23 protein-coding genes are annotated in these 22,588 nt (G+C 49.1%); 3 read left to right on the top strand and 20 right to left on the bottom strand.

Going from position 1 to position 22,588, the window contains the following annotated elements; translation table 11 throughout:
• Positions 1–20: 20 nt before the first annotated feature.
• From CFI03_RS15635 to CFI03_RS15625, 3 genes are all read right to left on the bottom strand, one after another.
• A complete protein-coding gene (locus tag CFI03_RS15635) occupies positions 21–1,709 on the bottom strand; it encodes a vWA domain-containing protein (protein ID WP_248757920.1) in 1,689 nt (562 codons plus the stop codon).
• A gap of 12 nt (positions 1,710–1,721) precedes the next feature.
• The gene (locus CFI03_RS15630; protein WP_248757919.1) at positions 1,722–2,453 is read right to left on the bottom strand and encodes a hypothetical protein; all 732 of its coding nucleotides are present in this window, start codon (positions 2,451–2,453) and stop codon (positions 1,722–1,724) included.
• Positions 2,454–2,718: 265 nt separating this feature from the next.
• Complete coding sequence (locus CFI03_RS15625; protein WP_248757918.1) at positions 2,719–3,309, bottom strand: DUF6199 family natural product biosynthesis protein; 591 nt, start codon at positions 3,307–3,309, stop codon at positions 2,719–2,721.
• 359 nt (positions 3,310–3,668) lie between these two features.
• Here CFI03_RS15625 and CFI03_RS15620 point away from each other — a divergent pair, with 359 nt between their 5' ends.
• Both CFI03_RS15620 and map read left to right on the top strand, forming a co-directional pair.
• The gene (locus CFI03_RS15620; RefSeq protein ID WP_248757917.1) at positions 3,669–4,253 is read left to right on the top strand and encodes a TetR/AcrR family transcriptional regulator; all 585 of its coding nucleotides are present in this window, start codon (positions 3,669–3,671) and stop codon (positions 4,251–4,253) included.
• A gap of 7 nt (positions 4,254–4,260) precedes the next feature.
• Positions 4,261–5,007 carry a type I methionyl aminopeptidase gene (gene map, locus CFI03_RS15615; protein WP_248757916.1) on the top strand — a complete coding sequence of 249 codons (747 nt, stop codon included), beginning with the start codon at positions 4,261–4,263 and terminating at the stop codon, positions 5,005–5,007.
• A gap of 62 nt (positions 5,008–5,069) precedes the next feature.
• Here the strand turns inward: map and CFI03_RS15610 are convergent, their stop codons facing one another.
• The 11 genes from CFI03_RS15610 to CFI03_RS15560 form a co-directional block, all read right to left on the bottom strand.
• Positions 5,070–5,510: a cell wall hydrolase gene (locus CFI03_RS15610; RefSeq protein ID WP_127495350.1), complete on the bottom strand. Its 441-nt coding sequence runs from the start codon at positions 5,508–5,510 to the stop codon at positions 5,070–5,072.
• A 411-nt stretch (positions 5,511–5,921) separates the two neighbouring features.
• Positions 5,922–6,884, bottom strand: a complete 963-nt coding sequence (locus CFI03_RS15605; protein ID WP_248757915.1) for an NAD(P)H-binding protein — start codon at positions 6,882–6,884, stop codon at positions 5,922–5,924.
• Positions 6,885–6,952: 68 nt separating this feature from the next.
• The gene (locus CFI03_RS15600; protein ID WP_248757914.1) at positions 6,953–7,495 is read right to left on the bottom strand and encodes a TetR/AcrR family transcriptional regulator; all 543 of its coding nucleotides are present in this window, start codon (positions 7,493–7,495) and stop codon (positions 6,953–6,955) included.
• 42 nt (positions 7,496–7,537) lie between these two features.
• Positions 7,538–9,010, bottom strand: a complete 1,473-nt coding sequence (locus tag CFI03_RS15595; RefSeq protein ID WP_248757913.1) for a multicopper oxidase family protein — start codon at positions 9,008–9,010, stop codon at positions 7,538–7,540.
• Positions 9,003–9,872: a Rossmann-fold NAD(P)-binding domain-containing protein gene (locus tag CFI03_RS15590; protein WP_248757912.1), complete on the bottom strand. Its 870-nt coding sequence runs from the start codon at positions 9,870–9,872 to the stop codon at positions 9,003–9,005. Before CFI03_RS15590 ends, CFI03_RS15595 begins: the two co-directional genes overlap by 8 nt.
• Positions 9,873–9,895: 23 nt before the next feature.
• On the bottom strand, positions 9,896–11,338 hold the full coding sequence (locus CFI03_RS15585; protein ID WP_248757911.1) for a DHA2 family efflux MFS transporter permease subunit: 1,443 nt from the start codon (positions 11,336–11,338) through the stop codon (positions 9,896–9,898).
• 243 nt (positions 11,339–11,581) lie between these two features.
• Entirely contained in the window at positions 11,582–12,103 is a 522-nt protein-coding gene (locus CFI03_RS15580; protein WP_248757910.1) for a TetR/AcrR family transcriptional regulator, read from the bottom strand.
• Between the two features lie 463 nt (positions 12,104–12,566).
• Complete coding sequence (locus CFI03_RS15575; RefSeq protein ID WP_248757909.1) at positions 12,567–14,036, bottom strand: sulfatase family protein; 1,470 nt, start codon at positions 14,034–14,036, stop codon at positions 12,567–12,569.
• Positions 14,037–14,103: 67 nt separating this feature from the next.
• Positions 14,104–14,955, bottom strand: coding sequence for a carbohydrate ABC transporter permease (locus CFI03_RS15570; RefSeq protein ID WP_248757908.1), 852 nt, complete (start codon positions 14,953–14,955; stop codon positions 14,104–14,106).
• Complete coding sequence (locus CFI03_RS15565; RefSeq protein ID WP_248757907.1) at positions 14,952–15,929, bottom strand: carbohydrate ABC transporter permease; 978 nt, start codon at positions 15,927–15,929, stop codon at positions 14,952–14,954. The genes CFI03_RS15570 and CFI03_RS15565 overlap by 4 nt, the downstream gene beginning before the upstream one ends.
• Before the next feature lie 68 nt (positions 15,930–15,997).
• Positions 15,998–17,518, bottom strand: coding sequence for an ABC transporter substrate-binding protein (locus CFI03_RS15560; RefSeq protein WP_248757906.1), 1,521 nt, complete (start codon positions 17,516–17,518; stop codon positions 15,998–16,000).
• A 120-nt stretch (positions 17,519–17,638) separates the two neighbouring features.
• Between CFI03_RS15560 and CFI03_RS15555 the strand changes: the two genes are divergently transcribed.
• On the top strand, positions 17,639–18,451 hold the full coding sequence (locus CFI03_RS15555) for an AraC family transcriptional regulator (protein WP_248757905.1): 813 nt from the start codon (positions 17,639–17,641) through the stop codon (positions 18,449–18,451).
• Positions 18,452–18,791: 340 nt separating this feature from the next.
• On the opposite strand, the gene CFI03_RS15550 is transcribed toward CFI03_RS15555, so the two are convergent.
• From CFI03_RS15550 to CFI03_RS15525, 6 genes are all read right to left on the bottom strand, one after another.
• On the bottom strand, positions 18,792–19,094 hold the full coding sequence (locus CFI03_RS15550; RefSeq protein ID WP_248757904.1) for a hypothetical protein: 303 nt from the start codon (positions 19,092–19,094) through the stop codon (positions 18,792–18,794).
• Positions 19,095–19,156: 62 nt separating this feature from the next.
• Positions 19,157–19,570 (bottom strand): VOC family protein, encoded by a 414-nt coding sequence (locus tag CFI03_RS15545; RefSeq protein ID WP_248757903.1) that lies wholly within the window; start codon positions 19,568–19,570, stop codon positions 19,157–19,159.
• Between the two features lie 8 nt (positions 19,571–19,578).
• Positions 19,579–20,457, bottom strand: coding sequence for a VOC family protein (locus CFI03_RS15540; protein ID WP_248757902.1), 879 nt, complete (start codon positions 20,455–20,457; stop codon positions 19,579–19,581).
• A 247-nt stretch (positions 20,458–20,704) separates the two neighbouring features.
• Positions 20,705–21,181, bottom strand: coding sequence for a hypothetical protein (locus tag CFI03_RS15535; RefSeq protein ID WP_248757901.1), 477 nt, complete (start codon positions 21,179–21,181; stop codon positions 20,705–20,707).
• A 562-nt stretch (positions 21,182–21,743) separates the two neighbouring features.
• Positions 21,744–22,034 (bottom strand): hypothetical protein, encoded by a 291-nt coding sequence (locus tag CFI03_RS15530; RefSeq protein ID WP_248757900.1) that lies wholly within the window; start codon positions 22,032–22,034, stop codon positions 21,744–21,746.
• Positions 22,035–22,183: 149 nt separating this feature from the next.
• Positions 22,184–22,561, bottom strand: a complete 378-nt coding sequence (locus CFI03_RS15525) for a hypothetical protein (RefSeq protein WP_248757899.1) — start codon at positions 22,559–22,561, stop codon at positions 22,184–22,186.
• Positions 22,562–22,588 lie beyond the last annotated feature (27 nt).

The following is a 22,588-nucleotide window of genomic DNA, read 5'->3' as shown; positions in this document are numbered from 1 at the left end:
GAAATCCCCCCTCGAATTGGTTACATTTGCACATTGAATAGATTGCCGATCTTGTACACGACATCGTCCGTATCCGCATTTATGCTAGCCGCTTCGTTAATGCTGGAGATATTTTGCAGCGCTTGAATATTGGCGTTGTAGCCGATCGTGTAGATCGGGATCTTATACGTTTCGATTAATCCCTTGATGTCCTGCAGCGTATAGCCCTGGTTCGTCTCGCCGTCGCTTAGGACGAAGATGACAGGCTTGGTGTTGGGGTCGATGGCCAGTTGATCCTCGAGCAGCTTCAGCGCCACAACGATTCCGTCGAAGGTGGCCGTACCGCCGCCGGATTGCAGACTATCCACCGCTCCGACGAACAAGGACTGCTGATTCGTGTCGTACTTCGCGATCGGCAGCTTGATGGTGACGCCGTCCGAATACGAGACGAGACCAATGCTGTTGTCCCTGCCCAGATATTTCTGCCCTTTCAACAGCGACTCTTTCAAACGATTGAGCGGCTCGCCGTCCATGCTTCCGGAAACGTCGGTGACGAAAACCGCCGTAATCGGCTTACTGCTGTTTTTCTTCTCTTTCCATACCTTTTGCGCGGATATAAGCAGGTTTCCATCCACGGGAGCAAGCTCCGATTTGTAGGTTTCAAGACCGTTAAATCCTTTTTCCTGCGCGGACTTCATGTATTTGTCTTGCGTAACGAACTCGGCGAATTTCTTGAGAATATCCAGCTTCTCCTGCGGCAGATCGCCTAATGCGTAGAGCGGACTATCGTGCCTGAACCCAAACGGCGTAAATACGTACCCGCTTTTCAAGTCCGCGGCGTTAACGTAGGTCTGGTATTCAAGGACGAATCCGTCCAGGGCGCCCGATTTGGCCGCATCGCGCATCTGAATGGTCGTAGAGGCGATAAACGGCACATTGGACTGGAACTTTTCAAACTCCTGCACAGCTTTATCGCTCAACAAATTGGTATTATCGAAGGTATGAAGTGCCGTTACCAGAAAATTCAGGCCCGTGGAGCTTGCGAAAGGATCGGTATAGCCCATGGAGAGCTCGTTATTAGCGATAGCTTCCGTTACGGATTGGATATTGACGGAGCCGTACTTGTCGATCATGGCGTCGTACTTCGCTTTGGCAATGACGATTCCGGGAACATTGCCGACTAAACGCTTGGTCACGAGCTGCGTTTTAACCCCGCTTGCCTGAACCATTTCGCCCCATAGCTCATTCGAAGGAGTAAACGCATCGGGTACGTATTTGCCGGATTTGATATAGTCCGCGGCCGTGCCCGAGGCGATATTGCGAATCTTGACCGACACGGGCTTTCCGTTCACGGTTATATTCGCCTTGTTAAACTCGGTCGCTACGTCCGTCAGCCAACCATCCACGCCCGTTCCCGACTTTTCCGTGGAGGAGAAAATCTCGACGAAATTGTCGTTCGTGTTGTTCACCGTGATGGGAAACTTTCCGATGTCGGGCAAGGTCGCGGCGACATCGACGGGGTCCAGGTCGATCTGGCCCTTCACGGGCGTTTCAACGGCCGGGGAGATCTTTTTGTACAGCTTGCTTAATCGATCCCCGGCATTCTCGGCCGTCACCTCCGCCTTCGATTTGCCCAGATTGGAGGTCAAGGTTACCCCGGCGTAAACAAGTCCGAAGACGACCACCAGAAGAACAACGGAGATTAACAGGAAATTACCTTTTCTTTGCATCCAGGTCACCTCTTAATTCTTGTAGTATTGGGTTTGTTTGATCAACGTGTCGATTTCCTGCATGCAAGGCATGCTGTCGATGTCGCCCGGCTCCAGGCTATCCAAGCGGGAGATCTCCAGCATGAGCTGATCCAGCTTTAACAAGATTTCCTCGTTTGTGCCGAGCGATTGCTTGGTGAAGGAAAGATATTCGCCGTACACGTTTTTTCTGGCTTGCAATAGCTCCGGCGATAATGGCGACGGCTTCCGCGCCGAAACGCTTTCGAATTCCGATGCGTCGAACGTATGGAGCCGATTGAGAATGCTCCTGACGTTCAGATAGAACAGCTTCTCCACCTCGTAGATGACGGAGGAAAACTTCTTATAGCTCAATTCCGAAGGATCGAATCGCTGTTTCAAGACCTCGAGCAGCGTGTTTCTTTTCTTCTGCATGCGTTCCAGTTGACGTAAAGCCATACCGATATCCTCTTCTAAAACCTTAATACGCCGGAAGCGAGATAATGCCTCGACATAATCGTCATGCGTCTTCATCTCCTTCACCGGCAGAGCTGCCTTGGCTTTAAATAGGAAGGAATAACACCCATAGGTCAGCGTGATGGCGCTGGCGACGAGAAAAGTCACGCCGATTGCCGAGGAGAGCGCATTGCCGCCAATCTCGATCCCGATAAATCCGCGGGAGAAAACGACAATATTCAACGCTACGACACCAAGTGTCAAACCAAGCAGTTTTATGTATCTGGTCACGCTTAATCGAACACCCCTTTGCCAAAATCTCGTCTCACTATCATTGTACAACACTGTTAAATCTTGGGGCTAGAATTTTATGGCTAAGAGTTTAATTCCTAGCAAAACCGCACAACGTTTTAAAGACTGACAAAAGCAGTCATTATTGGGCATATACGCGTGTGCGGCAGCTCACGTTTCCGTTTTCAAGAAAAATCGTAAATAGGCGCTGGAGAATAGAACCTGCTATGCAGAAAAACCACCTCGGCGGGTGGTTTGGAAATCCTTAATACGACAATGATTTGATAAGCAGCGATATTGCAAGTACGATTGCGACAATTCCCCCTGCTTTTGACGAAAAGTAATAAAAATCGCTGGGCTCTTGGCTATTCGTCCATATCCACTTAAGGGAAATCAGGAACAGGAAATTCTGAAACCACTGATACTTAAAGAGGCACCAGCCGTATACCATCAACACGAGCGCTCCGATAAAAGCAAAGAGGTTTCCCCGTTCCGGCTGATAATCGGGATAGGCAGCCAACAAAATCCAAGAGGGCCAATAGCGTTCATCGTTCTCCCCCAAAATTCTTTTATTGCCTTCATAGGCGGCTATCATTATCGAAGGCTCTCCGCGTTCATCATAAGTCAGTAGAGAACCATCCTGGTCCACGATTGTGTAATAGTGCCCATCGGCATATTCCACTTTATATTCGGTCGATGCAGACCCTTGCGATCTAATCACTCTAAATAATTCCTCTCCGATATATACCTCCCGGACAGGGTCCTTAATGACAACTTTAATGTCTGGACCATAGGAGGACTTGTAAGCGATGAGATTTGCTTCATTGCTGGTTGTTTTATATGCGATTCCATCCACTTTTAGGACGTTCTCGAAAAAATACCATCTGGCGAACAAGGCGATAACTACGCTCGCGGCAATTATGCCAATGATTATGAAGCAGGTTTTTAAGCGAAACCCTTTGGGCTGCATCATGGGGCTAATAGAAGGTCACCCTTTCCTTTGACGAGCTTAATCGCAATCCCGTGTTCCATATATATCAATAAAATGCAATATTTATATACGCTTCGTTTTCCGTTTTTGTTGCACTTCCTGCTCTCTCTAGATGAACGGCCTATTCCCAAAACACTCCGGACAACAATTGCATTTCGCTGCTCCATGCGTTACTATTTTTATATTGACATATTTGCAGGTCTAAATAAGGAGGATAACACGTTATGTGTCCCCGTACCAAAGAACAAAATGAGCAGATTCGTTTACAGCGCAGAGAACAGATCCTGGACGTCGCCGCGCGCTCCTACTTCCGCACGGGCGGCAGCTTTGATATTCGGGACGTCGCCCGCGAGGCGGGGCTTGGTTACGGCACCGTATACCATTATTATCCCAACCGGCATTTGTTAATAGAAGATGTGTTAGAAAGCGGCTTCGAGCGATGCGAGCAAGTTACCGCAGAGTGGGCAAACAACAGTGGCAGCTCCCGGGATGACCGCCAGTTGTTGGCGTATTGCATAGCACTGCTTCGGCTGTGGCAGTCGGACGCCCGAGCCTATCTCGTCTATAAAATGGCGTCGGAACATTATGCGGGCTTGCCTGAAAAAGATCGGCAGCACGCCAAAAGAAACTTTATGGAACGGCTGTACGTTCCACTCCAATCGATCGCCCAGTGCGAAGACGACAGCGTCGACCATATGCTTGCCGTGCTGGTCGGTTGCTGCGGGATGCACTACTATTCGGGCAATTCCGGCCTGGACGTCGAACGAATCGCCCTACTCGCTATGCAAGCTATTACGAAGGAGTCCTGAGACGAACATGGTCATTTTAAAAAGCATGCATGAAATCGAGTCTATCCGCAAGGCATGCCAAGTGGTGGCTGAGTGCCATCGTACAATTGCCCCGCTTATCAAACCGGGTATTACCACCAACGAGATTGAGCGCATATTCGAGGAGATTATGCTGAAGCACGGCGCAAGGCCATACCAAAAAGGCTATAAGGGCTATCCGTACGCGACCTGTGCCTCCGCGAATGATGTGATCGCACATGGCTTCCCTAGCAATAAACCGCTTGAGGAAGGCGATATTGTCACGATCGACACGGTCGCTGAGCTCGATGGCTGGCTCGGCGATTCGGCTTGGAGTTACGCGGTCGGGCAGATCTCCCCGACGGCCGAGAAGCTGATGCGTGTCACGAAGGAATGCCTTGACCTGGGCATCGAGCAGGCGCTGCCAGGCAATCGGCTCGGCGACGTGACGAGCGCGATTCAGCGGCATGCGGAATCACACGGTTTCGGCGTCGTGCGCGATCTACTCGCCCATGGCATTGGCCGTAACCTGCACGAGGAGCCGACTTATATGCATGTCGGCAAGCCCGGAAAAGGCCCCCGTATCAAGGAAGGCATGGTGTTCACGATTGAGCCCATGATCACCGAAGGCACCTACTTGATGACAATCGATTCCGACGGATGGACCGCTCGAACATTGGACAATAAGCTTGCCGCTCAATACGAGCATACTATTGCCATTACGGCCGAAGGTCCGCAAATTTTGACCGCGCAATAGAAAACAAAAAAAGCCGCGATTTACGCGGCACTAAATGAGATTAAGAGTTCCTTATGAGCTCTTTACGTATTATATATATTTTCGCATTCCTTCACGGTAGGTTGATAGAAGCAATGCTTCTTCCAGCGTCCTACGAGCGGCTGATCGTACCAGGTGTCCGGGCATGGTCCGGGATTCTCGAACGATCCCGGACGGAAATACCATAGGGAGAATTCTCCCGGCCAATTCCGCTCCCCATTCACTGCCCGTTGCGCCAGACGGCGTTCCCTGTCCCTCGCACCCTGATAGTATAAACTATGCTGCAATGCTTCAAATGCATGAGGCTGCTCAATCATTTGGGGAATTGTCCGGATATTTTTAAAATCGGAGCAATTTCCTCTTATACGGTTAATGCCGACATTTCCAACAAGCAGCATGCCCATTTCGCCTTCGGTCTCAGCTTCAGCGCGGAGTAACCTTGCCAACATATCGATATCGCGACTCCTGGCTTTTACAACTGCCATTGACTCACCTCTTTAGCTTTCTAGACTCATCATATTATAGGCAAAGCGGAATTGTTACTCGGACCAAAGAGAGCTCGATAATAAAATAAATCAGACTGCATGATTTGCAGTCTGATTTTTTGTGAGCAATAGTTACGAGTGAGACTAAAACATGCTGAATCCAAGACAATTTATAGCTGCTACTGAGACTTCATATATACAATTGAGATATTCAGTGTTTTTATGGATACTATTGAGATCCAGATCCTTTATCTACAGTTTGCCAATGAAGGATTACCTTTGAGCACAATCTGCTGCCATTTTGTTGTTTTAAACTAATGTTCTCCGTTAGCTCAATCCCCCTACCACTCATTCCCAGCATGGAATCCAATATAACAATTTAAGCATCTCCTAATAACCGGTAAGGTACTGTTATATTCTATTTTTCAAAGATTTTATCGTTGAAGCGATCCCTTCTTGGAAAGGCGTTGCCACGACTGGGCCAATGAACCGTTGGTACTTATCTCGACTTAGCGTTAACGGTTCTTCGGTTAAGTAAAGCATCTCCACTACTTCCTTCATAACGGGTAAGCCGATTCCGAGCAAGGATAAGCCTAGCTTCTTTAACGGAATAACCGGCTTAACATTGCCGCTTGCTGTTTGCGCGATCTTCACGATGTCCTGCCCTGCAATTAACCCGGCACCAGGGATATGCCAATTCTGCTCGTAAGCAAAGTCTTTACCGGCTAACTCTACAATCATGGCAGCTGCATCCGGCAAATAAACGAATTCGCGAGGAATGTGCATATTGCCGATATAAAACGCCATCTTACCCGCCGCGATCGCCTCTAGCGTCGAGCCCAAATAGGAGGCTTCGTTGGCCGTAGGTCCATAATAATCCGGTAATCGCGCGATCAAAACCTTTGCTTTATTCCATCGTTCGCTGAACAACATCCGTTCGTATTCCAAGCGAACTTTCCCTTTTCGGGTATGCGGCTTTTTTGGATGCTCCTCGGTTACAAGGTCGCTTTGTCTCCTGCCATATGGGTATATACCGTCAATCGCGACAACTCTGACTCCCTTGCGTTCCGCTGCCTCCATCACCGACTCGCCCAACGGAATAAGCTTACTCGTCATTTCGTGATAGGGAACATTCGCACAATGGAACCACACATCGGCACCTCCTGCTTGAGAAGCGATATCTTCGGGTCTCATGGCATCCCCTACAGTAATCCTAAGATGTTTAGGGTTGCCTAACCGATTCGCGAATTGCACTAATTTCTGACGCGAACGGCCGAACGCAATGGTATGGATCCCCCGTCTTACCAGTTCCTCCGTAATTGCTGCACCTGTTCCGCCCGTTGCTCCAATAACCATCGCTTTTTCTATTGTCATTTCATCTCAACCTCTTTTTTTGTAATTGATTAATCACTAACAAGTTTTCATCCGAACAGTGAGCTGCTTCAACAAGGAGTATTGCCTGCCTTTTCGCTTTCCTTTAATTCCGGCATGCGAATAGCAGTTGCAATATTACATAGAACCCCTCGCGCAAGGAACAGCATCGCCTTCTCCTCGGGATGTGGAATCTTGGTTTGACTGAAGGCTTTGAGCACCATCTTGCGCACCTCCCGGAACCCATACCGCATAGTTTCTCGGATCGCCTCTTCCTGAATCGTCTGCGCCTGCATCTGTAGCAGCACTTCGTTGCGGTAGCTTTCGGTGATTTGTTCGTAGGCTGCGATCAGTTCGGCTTCTAGACGTTCTGAAGATGCAGACTCTACCACTTTTCGAAAGGATGTGATAATCCTCGACCAGGATACCTCAAGTGCGGATTGAAGCAGCTTCTCCTTCGACGCGAAGAAGTGGAAAACATAAGGCTGGGAGATTTGCACTCGATTTGCAATCTGTGTCGTTGTCGCTCGGTAATAGCCGGTCTCTGCAAATACTTCAATGGCTGCGGCTATAATATCTGCCTGACGACTAACGAATGATTTTGCCTCTCTCATCAGGAATTTAGCTCCTTTTTTATAACGAATTATTGAGTTTCTTTAAAGGTCGGGAAGATTACCTGATTGGGTTCCCACCCGGTATGGTGTTGTAATGCCTTCATAATTCAACATCATGCTCATTCCCATCGAAGCATGCTTAAGATTGTGGCAATGCACCATCCAGAGGCCCGGATTATTGGCTTCCAGGTACAGTTCATAGGTCTCGCCCTTCTTCGTTAGCAGCGTATCCAGATATACCGGACTACCGTGTAAGGCAACGCCGTTCTTACTCAAAACGCGAAACACGTGTCCATGAACGTGAAACGGATGGTCACCTCCACCTGCATTGGAAACGGTGATGAGTACACGATCCCCTTCTTTTACGGTCATTGGGGGAATATCGCTAAAGGCTTTACCATTAATGGATTTGACAAAAAGGTTCTGACCTAGCTTAAGATTGAAACGCCGATCTGTTTGCAGAATGGTATCGTTAGGAAGCGGAGTGCCATAATCGATGAACGAGAATAACTGTCCGCCTGCCGAATGCTGTGGATCGCCGCCACTGCCGATCGTAATCGGCAAGCTCTTAGCCGAGGTTCTGGTGATGATAACTTTTCCCGTATTCGGAACTTGAATGAGCAGATCGTAGCGCTGTCCGGCTCCGATCGGAACTATCACTCCATCCAGCAACCCGGGTTCATGAAGATCATGACCATCCATCGCCACAACCCGGAAAGAAGCCCCGTCGACATTGAATTCCATCGTTTCATTACCCGCATTGATCAGCCTCAGCCTGACTAATTCGCCCGGCAGGCCTGGGACTGTCAGCCCTTTCGCGCTTCCGTTTACCAGCATGGTAGATCCCAGTTGTTGATACAGCGCAGTCGTCTCCGATGTTGAAGCATCGGATTTTGCTTTTGGTTCGACGATGAGTGCCCCCAGAAGTCCCTTGCTGACTTGAATCGAGCTCATCTGGTGGGAGTGATACCAATAAGTACCCGGAGTCGTCGCGATGAACGTATAGGTAAATTGACTCCCGGGCGGCACAGCATCTTGCGTCAGTCCTGCGATGCCGTCCTGTGAACACGGAACCTCGATCCCATGCCAATGAATCGTAACACCGTCTTCGATGTCCTTGTTGTGGAGGGTAATGACCACTCTATCGCCCTCCGTCACACGAAGCTCGGGCCCAGGAGAAGAACCATTGAAAGTCCATGCCTTAACCGTCTTGCCGTTATCCAGCTTCAATGTCGTCCGTGCTGCCGTCAGTTCGAACTTGCGAATCGGGGCGGATGATTCAGGAGCAGTCAGGGAATCGCAAGACACCTCGCCTCCTGCGGGGGAGTTCTTCATGCCCGCCATGTGCTCCATATGCTCCATTCCCGCCATTCCGGTCATCGTATGATGGGCCATGTTCATGTCCACCGGCTTTTGAAGCCGCATTTGCCAGAAATAGGTGATTAGCGCCGCACCGATCAAAACCACCAATAGCATAGGGATCCCTACATAGACTACCGTTCTCCTTCTATTCAAAGAGCATGCCTCCTTTCTTCGCCATGTGCCTTACCGTTGAAGCTATGCTTTCTTGATAAGGAGTGGTAATGGGACCGCAAAATTCGATGCCTTGCACCTTTTTATTCGTACCGATCTGTTCATATTGATTCAGCATTCTTTCCGCCCGGGATTCGTACCATCTCAGCAAGCGCAGCTGCCAGCCACCGCTCGACTCGATTCGTGGGGATCTTTGAATAACGGAACCCGCCAGATCGAGCAGTTCGTTTTGTGAGATCTGACCATTGCTCCGTAAGCGCCAGTTCTTTCCGTAAGCAGAATCCGCGATGGCCAGCTCCTGTATATACCTCGCGGCATCCTCCACGTATAGATAGTCTCTTCTGACAGATGGATCGATGAGCCGTTTGATAGGTTTCTCTTGGATGATTTTGCGAAGCGCATAATGAATAATTGTGTTGGAGACACCCTCGCCGAACAACTCCGGGATCATGATTCGCATAGATGCTTCAGACGGAGAGCTCGGATTGTCATCAGCAGGAAAATAGACCCCTTCAAGAATGACCGTCCTCGCTCCGGTCAGCGCAGAGACGCCCCGAACCGCCTCGAGCATCCGCCGTACCTTATCCGGCTTATCGTCGTAGGTTAAGTAGGTCCCGCAGAAAATGACATCAACACCTTCCGCTGCTGCAAGTAATTCGCGCGGGTTCCCGGCATCTCCTCGTACGGTCCGTAGAAGCGATGAAGAAGATAATTTCTTCTCAAGCCCCTCCAGTTTCCGTTTCGAACCGGAATAAGCTACGACTTCTATATTTGAACCAATTAACTGCTTAATCATTGCCGTTCCCCAGCCACTGCCTGCTCTAACTACCATTGCTTTAATCATTTTGAACACTCCTTTGTAATTGATTAATCACTAATTTTAGAAGATGAAGATGACCGTATCAGCGTAAGAACCACAATCGCGCCAATTACTGCAAACCCGGCTGCGCCAAGGAATACCCAGGAGAATCCCCCAGTCAATGCTTTTGCTTCGGATGCACCACTGCCCATCAAATGATCCATTCGAGACGACGCCACTGTTGTAAGCAGCGCAAGTCCAATAGCTCCGCCGATCTGTTGACTTGTATTAATCAAGCCGCTTGCAAGTCCCGCCTCTGCGTCAGCTACGCCATGCACCGCCAACTCCGTACCTGAGACGAATGCGCCGCCGAGTCCGATCCCAATCAAGATAGAAGGCCCAAGCAGATGAGTTATGAACGAAGCGTCACTTGGTGAGAAAGACAACCAGATCAGCCCTGCAGCAAGTACAATGAGCGACCCAGCCAACGTATTGCGTGTACCGATGCTTTTTATTACGGCCGGAACAACTCCAGCAATCATGACCAGTGCGCCGGCCAGCGGGAGCTGGGTGAGCCCTGCTTTTAACGCTCCGTAATGAAGGACTTGTTGCATGTACACGGAAAGTGCGAAGAACAGTCCTGTCGTCGCTCCTCCGATGAGGAGCATCGCTAGATTACCACCAGCGACTGACTTGTTGCGGAAAATGCCAAGCGGCATAAGCGGGTTAGTAGCACGCTTCTCGAGGAAAATAAACGATCCGAGCAATACAACTGCCAAGCCTATAAGCACCAGCGTCTGCGGAGCTGTCCAGCCCACTTGCTCCGTCCCAGATAGAGCGGCTACGAGTGCCACAATGCCGGATGTTACTGTAGCTGAGCCCGGTACGTCTAAACTTACGCGTTCGCCGAGGGAATCTTTTGCGATAAGGAAGGGCACGGTCACAAGAACCAAAACAGCTACAGGTACATTCACATAGAACACCGATGACCAGCCGAGCGATGCCGTCAGCACACCACCTAAAAGCACGCCCGCCGCGCTGCCGATGCCTGCTACTGCCCCCCATATGCCAAGCGCTTTAGCCCGATCACGTGGATCTGCAAACAACTTAGTAACAAGAGCAAGTGCCGCAGGGGCTAGCAAGGCGGCCGATGCCCCCTGAATCGCTCTCGCAGTGAGCAGCCAGGCTCCTGATGTTGCAAGACCAGCCGCGGCTGATGCCAGTGCAAATCCGGTGACTCCGATCATGAACAGTTTGCGGTGCCCGAATCGGTCCGATAACCTTCCGCCGAGAAGCAGCATTCCCCCGAAAGGAAGCACATAAGCGGTAATGACCCAGCTTAGCGTATTCGTACTTAGGTGAAGCTCCGAGCCGAGTGATGGGAGTGCGATGTTAACGATCGATGCGTCCAGCACCACTAAGAATTGCGCGAGAGCTAACGCGATCAATGCCCACCACCTATAGGATACCGCGCGAGAATTCGTTATTGCCGTTTGAACCATAGAACTCATTTCAATCTCCTCCTAGTTATTGATTGATCAATTACAATCAAATAAAATTTTTGAACCATCCAGTCATCCCTATTTTGATGATCAGGTCTGATCCTGATTGCCGCTGTCTTTCAAATTGCTCTAATGAGAAAAGACCGGTATCACCTCTCTTTTTACTGTTAGTGATTGATCAATCACTAACTCTTGAAACAACTATATCACATGGTTAGTGATTGATCAATAACAAATTTAAAAAATTTTTCCTCACCCCTTCATTAATTCGGGCATATTAAGCGCGAGGGCTACATTGCACAGTACTCCACGGGCCAGGAAAAGCATCGTCCGCTCTTCGGACTTCTCGATACCAGCCCCACGGAACGCTGTTAATACCATATCTCGGACTTCCTTAAAGCCGCCTCGCATCGTATTCTGAATTGCTTCTTCCTGAATGGTCTGCGCCTGCATTTGCAACAGGATCTCATTCCGATGTTTCTCCTGAATGTTCTCGTATTCCATGATGAGCGTAGCCTCCAGCAATTCCGGCGATGTCGTTTCCACCACCTTACGGAACGAATCAACGACCCTAGTCCAAGAAACCTCTAACGCGCTCAGCAGTAAGTTTTCCTTTGTTGAAAAAAATCGGAATACGTAGGGCTGGGAAATATTTGCCCGTTCTGCCACTTGTACCGTCGTTGCCCGATAGTAACCCACTTCCGCGAAAACTTCAATTGCTGCAGAAATAATGTCTGATCTTCGATTGACAGATGTTGCATCAGATTTAGCCATTTCAAAACTCCTCTTTTTTGATAGTGATTGATCAATAATAAAACCAATATACATTAGTTATCTGATCAATGCAACAGGCATGCGCTTTTCGAGTGTCGTATAGAAATTTCCTCTAATTTATGTTTTGAGATAAGAATAAAGTCATGACTTTTTCAGTTAATTTTTACCTTGTTTAACCACGCTAAACTGCCCTTTACTTCAATAAAAAAGCTGCAGCTGATCTTCGGATCTGCTGCAGCTTTTTTATTGAACTATAGTTTCTCGTTAGTTGAAATTTTCAATCGTCATCTTGATATTCGAAGTTACCCGTTTCTATCGTTTAATAATCTTGTCAATAGAATAAGTAAAACCGAGATAACACACTTTCTAGAAGTGACCATAAGGATGCTCTTGTCATCGCAGATAAAGACATGGTCAAGAGCTGGGGCAGGTAGCTATTGTATTCCCCGGCTTCGCCAGGTCTTTAAAATCCTTCGCGCGGATGCCGCCGGATCAGCTCCTGAGCCGCCTCGCCTCTTCCGGTATCCACAAGCCGAGTTACATAATCCTTCAGATGGCCCTTTGCGTGGTAGGGTCCTCCTTCCCGGATTACCGTCCACAGCGGATCGATATCGCTCTTCATCGAAGCCATCATGCCATCATGCCATTCATTCAAGTAATAGACCGCTTCGCGGCACAGAGCCTTGCACGATTCAGCCAGATTATGCTGCTCGTACGGATCTTCCTTCAAGTTGAAGAGCATCTCCTTATCGAACAAGTGGAATCCGTCATGATACGTTCGAATGTACAGATAATCCCCGAAGCGTACGCTGCGCTGACAGACATGCGCGCATTGAGAAACGACGAGATACTCCCTCTCCCTGCCATTGGACGCTCCCCCCATCAGAACCTGCGCATAGCTCGATCCGTCCCAGCCCGGCTGCGGTTCTTTGCCCAGCAGCTGCGCGAGCGTCGGCAGCAGGTCCAGATGATAATGCAGTCCTTCGTCGACCTGCCCCCGCGCCAATCCCGGCCACCGGATGATCATCGGAATCCGGCACGTTCCTTGGTCGGCCGTCCCGTGTTCGCCGTAGATGCCAAGTTCGCCCATATTCTCGCCGTGATCGGCGGTAATGATGACGACCAAATCATCCATGACTCCCTGTGATTCCAGCGCCTTGAACAGCTGCCCGACATTATCGTCCATATAGCGAATGCCGGTGTCATAACCGTCGATCATCCTGCGCAGCCCCTCCCGGTCCTTGAATTCGCCGGGATGCCTCGGATACTTGGGATTGGTTTTGTTATCGAACATATTGATTTCCTGCGCGCTGTGCGGACCAACCTTCGTCGTCGTATGCGCGAGCAGCACCTCATCCGTAATCCAATCCGGCAGCGGCTCGTCTTCGAAAGGATGGCCGAAAGCATCCGGCGCCCTGTACGGCGTATGCGGATCCCAATAATTGACGTACAGGAACCAGTTATCTTGACTTGCATTCCGCTCGATCCAATCCAGAACGACTGGCGTGACCTCTTCGGCGGACTCCAACCCGCCTCGTCCGGTATTGTGGATCTCGTTGAAGCCGGCGTAGAACGTCCACGCCGAGTGGCGTTCGCCGAATGGGCTGATCAGCGCGGTGCGAAGGCCCGCGGACCGCAGCAGCGAAGGGAAACTCTCATGATTCAGCCGGCTGCGGAATTGACGGTCTTCGCCGTCGTGCCTCACATCGCCCGCCGTTCCGCCATGGCCGACGACGCCGTTATGGATGCCGAACCGTCCGGTCATAAGCGCTGTACGCGACGGAAAGCATGGCGCATCCGAGGTGTAATAGTTCGTAAAACGGACCCCTTCTTCGGCGATCCGGTCAATGTTTGGTGACGTATTCCGATGGTAGCCGTAGCAGCCGAGATGATCGGGCCGCGTAGAATCCAGGTCGAGCAGTAAAATCCTCATGTCGAGCACTCCTTTGAACATTAGTAATAGTCTGTCCGCGGCATCGCGATGCCCCTAGATGCCGACCTTACCCTTTCACCGCGCCGGCGATCCCGTCTACGAAGAACCGCTGCAGCAATAAGAAGATGACGATGATGGGCACGAGGGCGATCGTCCCTCCGGCTGCGATTCCTGTCCAATCTACGACATTCTCGCCGCGCAGCGCGTATAACCCGACTGCCAGCGGCCGGATGTCCGGCTTGCTTAAAGTGAGCACGAGCGGCAGCAGGAAGGAATTCCATGTCCAAATGAACTGCATGATAATCGCGCTTCCGATGACCGGTTTGGCGAGCGGGAGCATGATGGAGACGAAGGTCCGGAAGAACCCGCAGCCGTCGATAGTGGCCGAATCTTCCAGTTCCCTTGGCAGCTGGCGGAAGAACCCGGCGAACAGGAGTACGAAGACGACATGGCTGCCGCCGGACTCCGCCGCGATCACGCCGGGCAGCGAATTCATCAGCCCGAGCTTCTTGATCAGCTCGAAGATCGGGATGATCGCGAACTCGAGCGGGACGAACATGCTGGCCGCGAACAGGGCCACGATCAGCTTTTTTCCGCCGAACGAATAACGCCCGATCGCGTAGCCGCAGGTAGCCGTGACGATGAAGACGATGAGGATGACGGTAACCGTAATGACGACCGAATTGGCGAAATAGTGGCTGAAGTTCCCTTCATTCCATGCCCGGCTTAGGTTCGCGAAGCTCAGCGAGCTCGGAATGAGACTGAGCCCGTTGTTAAAGAATTCCTCCTCCGTCTTGAAGGAAGCCGAAACCATCCATAGGAACGGATACACCCAAATGACGAGCAAACCGGCGGAGATGAGGTACAGCAGCAATTCTCTGATGTTCCGCAGCTTCTTCTTGACGGCGATCGCGCTCATGACTTCACGCTCCTTTCAGCACCGCCGCGCCTAAGAAGCCCGGTGCCCAGCCGCTGGATGACGCCAATCGCGAGCACGGTCGCCGCGAATAGAATACCCGCCGCCGATGCGTAGCCGAGTCTTGGCAGCCCGAGCTCGCTGGAGAACGCGTAACGGTAAATATAGGTGGACACAACATCCGTAGCGAAGAAAGGTCCGCCGTCTGTCATCGTTTTCACCAGATCGAATACTTTCAGCGCGCCTGCGATGTCAAGCAGCAGAATGATCAGGCCAATCGGCAAGATTAGCGGGAGCGTAATGTACCCGAATACCGCGAAGAACCCGGCGCCATCCACTTTGGCCGCTTCCTGCAGTTCGCGCGGAACGCTCTGCAATCCGGCCAGCCAGTACACGACGTTAATGCCGAGATTTTTCCATACGTAGATGATGATGACCGTGAACAGCGCCCAATCCGCATCGCCCAGCCAGTTGATCGGCGAATTCAGGATGTGGAGACGCTGGAGCAGCCAATTGACCGCGCCGTCGGACGCCCAGATGTACACCATGATAATCCCGACGATCGAGGCCGTCGTCACCACGGGCAGGAAGATAACCGTTCGGAAAAAGGCTGCAAAGCGCAGCTTCGGGTGATTCAGAATGACCGCTGCGGCAAGCGCAAGCCCAATCTGCAGCGGGACGGCGCCCAGCATAAAGACGAATGTGTTCCGGTACGCCTTCCAGAAGTACGAGTCGGCGATCAGCGCTTTGAAATTATCTAGACCGACGAAGGCGGAACGAGAATCGAGCCCCGACCAGTCCAGCAGCGAATAATACCAGCTGACCGCAATCGGCCAGCCCGTGAACAAGAGGAACAGCGTCAGATTCGGGGCCACGAACAACCAGCACCAAAACTGGATGCGAGTTTGGCGGGATCTTGCTGTCTGCCGTTGTCCCAATGTTACCGTAGAAGGTAAAACTTCAGTTTGCAACTTCATGGCGTCCTCCTTCAGGGAGAGGAATGGGGATAACGCCATTCCTCCACACCGTTGTTCGGCCTCCCAATTTATTTGGCCGCAGCATAATCATCTGCCTCGTAATTCTCCAACGGCTTCCAATTGGCAAATTCAAAATCGTTGGCGTCGACAGCAGCGCCGCTCTTCTTGGCGGCCTCGATCGCTTCCGACCACGCACGGTCCAACTGCTGGGATAGTTTATGAAGCTTCTCCGGCGCATCCGAGATCGCGCCGCCGACCACGCCGGCCAGCAGCTCGCCTAAGCTTGGATGCACGTCCTTGAACGCCGCGAACACCTCGGAAACGGCAGGGTTCAAGATGTTCGGATCCGGGACCGTACGGCCATACTGGATCGCGATATCGTAATATTGCTTCAGCTGCTCGGAAGTCGCATATTTCTCATTAATGCCTTTGACGATGGAGAAGGAATCACCGGACTCCACTTTCTTCGCTTGGAAGAAATCTCCCCCGTAGTATTCCTTCAGATAGAGCGCCGCTTCCTTCGGGTGCTCCGACTTCGCGGACAAGCCGAGCCAGCCGCCTGAGCTGGTCAATGGAAGCGCGCCCTTCTGCCCGCTATCCGGAACCGGAGGCGGCGCGACGCCGAAGTCAAGCTCGGGGTTATCCCGCTTCCATACCCCGACATTCCAGGCGCCTTGAATTATGAACCCGGCCTGGCCTTGCGCGAATAATGCCCGGGCTTCCGGCGCGGACAAGCTCATCGTCTTCGGATGATAGCTGCCGTCCTTGGCGATCGATCGGAACAGGTTGAACAGACCTAGTACGGCCTCTGAATCGTACGTCGTTTTTTTCGTGACTAGACTAACCGGCGACTGGCTGTTTAATCCGCTTCCTGCAAGGGCAGACCAGTCTCTTGCGGTATCCGTCCAGCGGTTCGTCTGTTTGCCGCCTTCGATAATGCCATAGTATTTTCCGCGGCCCGCTTCCGTAATTTTCTTGGCAGCTTCGCGGAATTCGCTGTACGTAGCCGGCGGCTTCTCGGGATCAAGCCCCGCCTCCTGGAACAGCTTCTTATTGTAGAAGAGCAGAGTGCCTGGCAGAGACAGCGATTCGGGAATCGCATAAATTTTGCCGTCCACTTTCGTCGTCCCCTCTTGGAACGTCCCGTCAACAAACAAGCTCTTAAAACTATCGTCGATGTAAGGGTCAAGCGGCTGGAACCAGCCGTCCTTCACCAAGGTTGGCAGCTTCATGCCAGTCGGGACCGGGAACAAATCCGGTGCCTCTTCCGACTTCACCGCCGTTAGAATCGTGTTCTTGAACTGGTCAATCGTCAGCTGTGTGTATTCAATCTTAATATTCGGGTATTTCTCAGTAAATTTCCGGTGGAACTCCTCCCGGATCGCCTTCGTGCTGTCGCTCCAATCCATCACGCGCAGCGTTACTTGCTCGGCTTGCCCCGTGTTTGCGCCCGCGTTACTTGTCTGCCCCGAGCCTTGATTGTGTGCATTGGCTGGCGCAGACGCGTTCGACGAACATGCCGACAGCAAGCTCATTGCGGCAAGCATCATGATAGCGGCTCTCTTTTTTCGCTCAAACCTCTTCTTCATTATTATTCCTCCCTGTATACTATGATATAATTCAATAGTACCCGATCGCCTGGACCAGGTCATGTAGAATCCAACGGCTTCGTGTACGATTCTCTCTCTAAAAGAAAAGAGGTTGCTGACATGTTATCGCTCATCTCCGTCCATTACGACAACCGTATCCCGAACTGGCGCAACGGCATGGACAAGCTGACCTGCAATATTCTGGCGCTCATTACCGAGGGCAAGATCCGCTATACGATCAACCAGAAATCCTATATCGCGATCAAAGGCGATCTGCTCTTCATCCCTGCGGGATCGTGGCGGGCCAGCGAGAATTATGAAGGGGAGCACGCCAAGCTAACATTGCTGTTCGACTATGGCGAGGAAGAAGCCGGCGAGATTGAGCTTCTGGCAAGATCCGAATTTCGCATGGGCAAGCTACGGAGCTTCGAATATATCCAGCACCGCTTCGAGCGACTGTACCGGGAATGGACAGTAGAAGGGAAGAATCGCCGGATGGTCTCCACCGGAATTGTCCAGGAGATCATCGGCATTGCCACACGTGAGATGGAAAGCTCGGACATCGCACCGTATAAGCTCAAGCTTGCCGGGAAGCTCCAGCAGTATATGGTCGAGCATTACCGGGATGCTATCCCCATCGACCAGCTGGCCGGGCTTATCCAGCGGTCCCCGAATTACACGATTTCGCTCTTCCGCGAGGTCATGGGATTGTCCCCGATCCAGTACATGCACCAGCTGCGGATGAAGGAAGCTTGCCGGCTACTCTGCAGCTCAGATCTGACGGTATCCGAGATTGCCACGTTCCTGGGTTATTACGACCACTCCTACTTCTACCGCATGTTCAAAAAGCATACGTCCTTTTCCCCGTCCGCTTACCGGTTGAACGGATCCGCCGAGGCCGCCCTTGCCAAACCGCATGCAAGGTTCTTATAATCAGCCTCTTTTCGTTGCCTCTGTACGTGGTGAAGTATTTTGCGCTGCTGACATTGTCGGCATTGTTAGTTTTGCTAGCAGGTTCCCACGTGCAAACGGACAGCATCAGGGACCGAATACGGCAGTATGACAAAAAGGCCGCCTCGAAGAGCAGCCTTACTCGTCCAATCGCTATGTCGTCTGCCAGGGTTTCCCTGCTCCATAATAAATTCATCTTACTGCTAGACGTTATAAAATTGTATTTGTTGTTACACTAATCTCCCTTTAGTTTAATAAAAAAAGAGCAGCTGCCGTTGTAGCAAACTGCTCCTGGATGGCTGAACTATCGTTCCCCGATAGATTAATGAACGGTGCCTAGAAACGATACAAACAGTTCTTTCCGCTTATGATATTCAGTGGAATCAGATGGCAAAGTACCACATGCATACTCTACAACAACCTTCCGACCGAATAGAACTTTTTCAGTAGATTTAACACCACAATTTTTACAGTCAAAGCCACATCCATCTGATACGTTTTTCCATTGACCTTCAAATGTGTTTATAGCTCTGTGTTCTGCAAAGCTTACGGTTACCCATGGCGAAGATGTAATTCCTAAAACGATGAAAATAAGGGATATCACACTTAAAATTAGTTTTTTCATGATACTCCGCTCTATCAACATGAATTAATCTGATTTCTCGAATCAGCATCTAAAGTTTATCTTTACCATGATGTTTTCCCTGTTGCATGTTTATAAAAAGGAGATTCTTCCTTCTCGCAATAAATAGCAATTTGATTCCCAGAAGGATCGTGAATAAAACATTCTTTCATCAAACCATGATCCATATAACTAATAATTTCAACTCCTTTTTCCTTTAAAAAATCAATAGTTTCATTTATATCGTTAGTTTCAAAGTGAAAATACACATTTTTCTGATTTATATTTACTTGGAATTGTAATGGTCGTATTTCTTCAACCTGAATGAGTGCAATTAATGCTTCTCCTTCTTTAAAACTTAGGCTGGCTCCTGCTCCCCAGTTATCAATTAATTGAAGACAAAAACATTCAGAATACCATGTAATACTGTCTATTAAGTTCAAAACAGGAATAAATACAGCACCGACTCTGATTCTCATATTTTGAGCTAAGCCCTGCAGACCATCAGCAGGTTGCCATCCGGATCGCGGAAGGCGAACCAGTGGTCGTGCTCGATTGCGGTGACGAGCTCTGCGCCCTGCTCCTTCATAAACGTGTATGAGGCGGCAAGATCATCCGTCAGCAACATAAAGGCTGGGGTTTTGAATGTCGGCGGACCGCCGGGCTCTTCGCCGCCCCACATCGGCATCGTATCCAAAATGATTCCGGAACCTTCAACAGGAAGCGAACACAGATGACCGTTCATAACATTAGCGGACTCGACAGGTATCCCCATAATCCGGCAATACCAATCTCTTGCCTTCTCGATATCGCGGACCGGAACGAATACCGCGCCCGACCGTTTCAAGAGCGGCGTCATCCGAGGTGGCTCCTCCTGAAGTGCCTTGACTTCCGGTTGTCCTTCCGATTGGTAGCGCTTTAGCAATTTTGAAATGTCGACTCCGTCAATTGTAAGCCCTTCGATGTTACAACCTTGAATGTGAATGCCGCTAAGATCAGAGGAGGTTATCGTGCTGCACGCCAACTCACACATCTCGAATCGCAGCGGGCGCTGGCGCCCTTGATCTTCCCGGTAGGCCGGATGCCCTTTCGTCGGCAGTCCAATATTGTGAATAAAAGCTCCACCCAGCTGAGCCCCGTCAATTTCAAGGTCCGACAGGTTGGCATCGGTAATGAACATCCTCGACATATTCACGTCTTTAAACTTCGCATCGCTCAAATCTGCGCATTCGACGCAGAAGTTAGGCAGCGAAGTATTTCGGAACGATACTTCTTCCGCGCGGCAATTTTCGAACTCAGCTCCTGCTAGACTGGAATTCCGCACTACGACTTTTTGCGTGTTCTCCCGCTGATTGATAATCTCCATTTCTTCTCCTCCTTTAATAATTCGAAAATTTGGAATGTTTGGCTGCATCTTGGCTGCTGATTTCGAAAGAAATAACTCGATTCATTGACTTATACACAGTCCTTTATGAAATGGAATACAATTCCATATTATAGAACAAGTGTTTGCATGTCAACATGAAAGATAACTGCCCATTAGTTAAGAAACGTCAGCAGCCGGTCATGATTGACCGGCCGAGAAACTGTTCTTATTGAGCTATCGTTCCCCGTTAGTTCAATGATTTATCGTTCTTTGTATCCCACTTTATGTTTTTATTCCAATCGTACCATTCCTGTTTTACTTTCGTTACCAACCATTCGCCGCCTATTGTACATGTTTCTTCATGAGTAAAATAAATAATCCAATCCATTTCTTTTGAAAACCAGAATCCTTCGTTATAACATTCAAAAAAGTAAGGGTCACTTTTCCAGAAAAGCCGATCTGTATCATAATTTAAAGCAATTTTAAAGCAAAGTTCTTTGCCTGCCCAATATTCATAAATGTCTGTAACACCATGCGTAATAAGGCTTTCTTTCAAATAAGTCATCTTTAAATCAGTATTTATAAAAGAGAAGTCAATCGCAATTACATCATTTCTATTCGTTTTAGCCAAAGGGTACCAATAGTAATTAGTAATGTCCCAGACAGAGTTTAGTTTTGCTTTGATAATTAATGATTCTTCACTATGAAGTTGCCTCTTTTCCATAAGTACATTCCCCTGTTCTGAATTAACGTTCCCTAAAAGAGCATTAGAATTCTGTCCCTAAGCTTGCTTCCAACCTATCCAATCATCATTGTATTCGTTTAATGAAATGACTAATTGTACTGCTGATAGAGCAAAGTCACAGTACTGATGCCCTTGTTCACTTACTACCAGTTCCTTTAAAGATTCTCTGAAATTAGCCCATTCCTGATTAGTTAGTTCAAGAATAAATTCATTTCTAAGTTTGTATAATCCAGATTATGATTTGAACTAGTAAAGGTAAGTTTTGTTCCGTCAAGGGATTCAACATAGTCCAAATTGTTTAAATACATAGCCTTATTAGAAACATTAGTAAGTTTACTTATGGTTTCAAATAACTCAATCAAGGATTCTTTATTAACCGAAATTAAAACCGTTTCGTTGCACTTAAAATCATTAAAATGCTTCAGCTTTAGAATCTAAATCTCCCCCAAACCAATAAACGAAATAGATACTTGATTTTCGGACTTTCAAGAATCCGCTGTAGCTTATAGTGCAGCAACCTCGTTGCAGCCCGGATCCCATCTTAGTTATTACTGTACTTGATAAATTCTATAATTATTTGATTGCCTTCGTTTAAGCTCCAAACCGCTTTATAATAAAATGTAGAGAAGCTTGACTCTTCTTTGCTTCCTTGAATTATAATGAATCGTTTTACTAGATCGACCTCACTGTTATCAAATAGCCAACCACTAATGTCCTCTAGCTCCCAACCTGTATTTAAATCAAAAAAAGTTCTTCCTTCAAATTTATTTGGGAAAAATCTTTTCCCCAGTACCATAGCTTGATGCTCAACAAATTGAATAAAATCATCCATAATTGGCATCATCCTGTTCTGCATATCACTCTTTAAAAATAATACCACATATTGGAACTACTCAGCCCGTTAATTCAGCAAAAAGCAGCCGAGCATTATATGCTGGCTGCTGTTGTGTTGTTGAGCTATAGTCTCCCGTTCACCGAACTTTACCTGCCAACTAAGAACAATGTCTCACCGAGATAAAGCTGAAAGTGTTCAAAAGTTGACGAATCAGCAAATAAATCAAAAAAATATCTTCCCTCAAATTCAATAATTAAGTCGCCGGACTCAAAGTAGTTTATTTGTGTAATTGGTTTGGACATTAGATGAGCTTTTAAGATAGCTATAAACTCAGTTTCCTTACGTTCATTAATGCCAACCAGAATACCAGTTGAAGAGCGTAATCTCCAAGAACACTCCACGTTTAAGATTCCATTTACAAATTTCAAGTTTACCAATTCGAGTCCGACTGAAGTTATTTCTGTTATCTTTTGTCCGATAAAATCAGAAAAATCAATGATTCTTTCCTGTTCCGAAAAGTCCACCAACATCACCTTATTTCCAAGAATCTT

Source organism: Paenibacillus sp. ATY16, from assembly GCF_003399985.2.
In the GTDB taxonomy this organism is placed as follows: domain Bacteria; phylum Bacillota; class Bacilli; order Paenibacillales; family Paenibacillaceae; genus Pristimantibacillus; species Pristimantibacillus glycanilyticus.
Note: the sequence above shows the minus strand (reverse complement) of the source record. Positions and strands in the feature narration are given on the sequence as shown.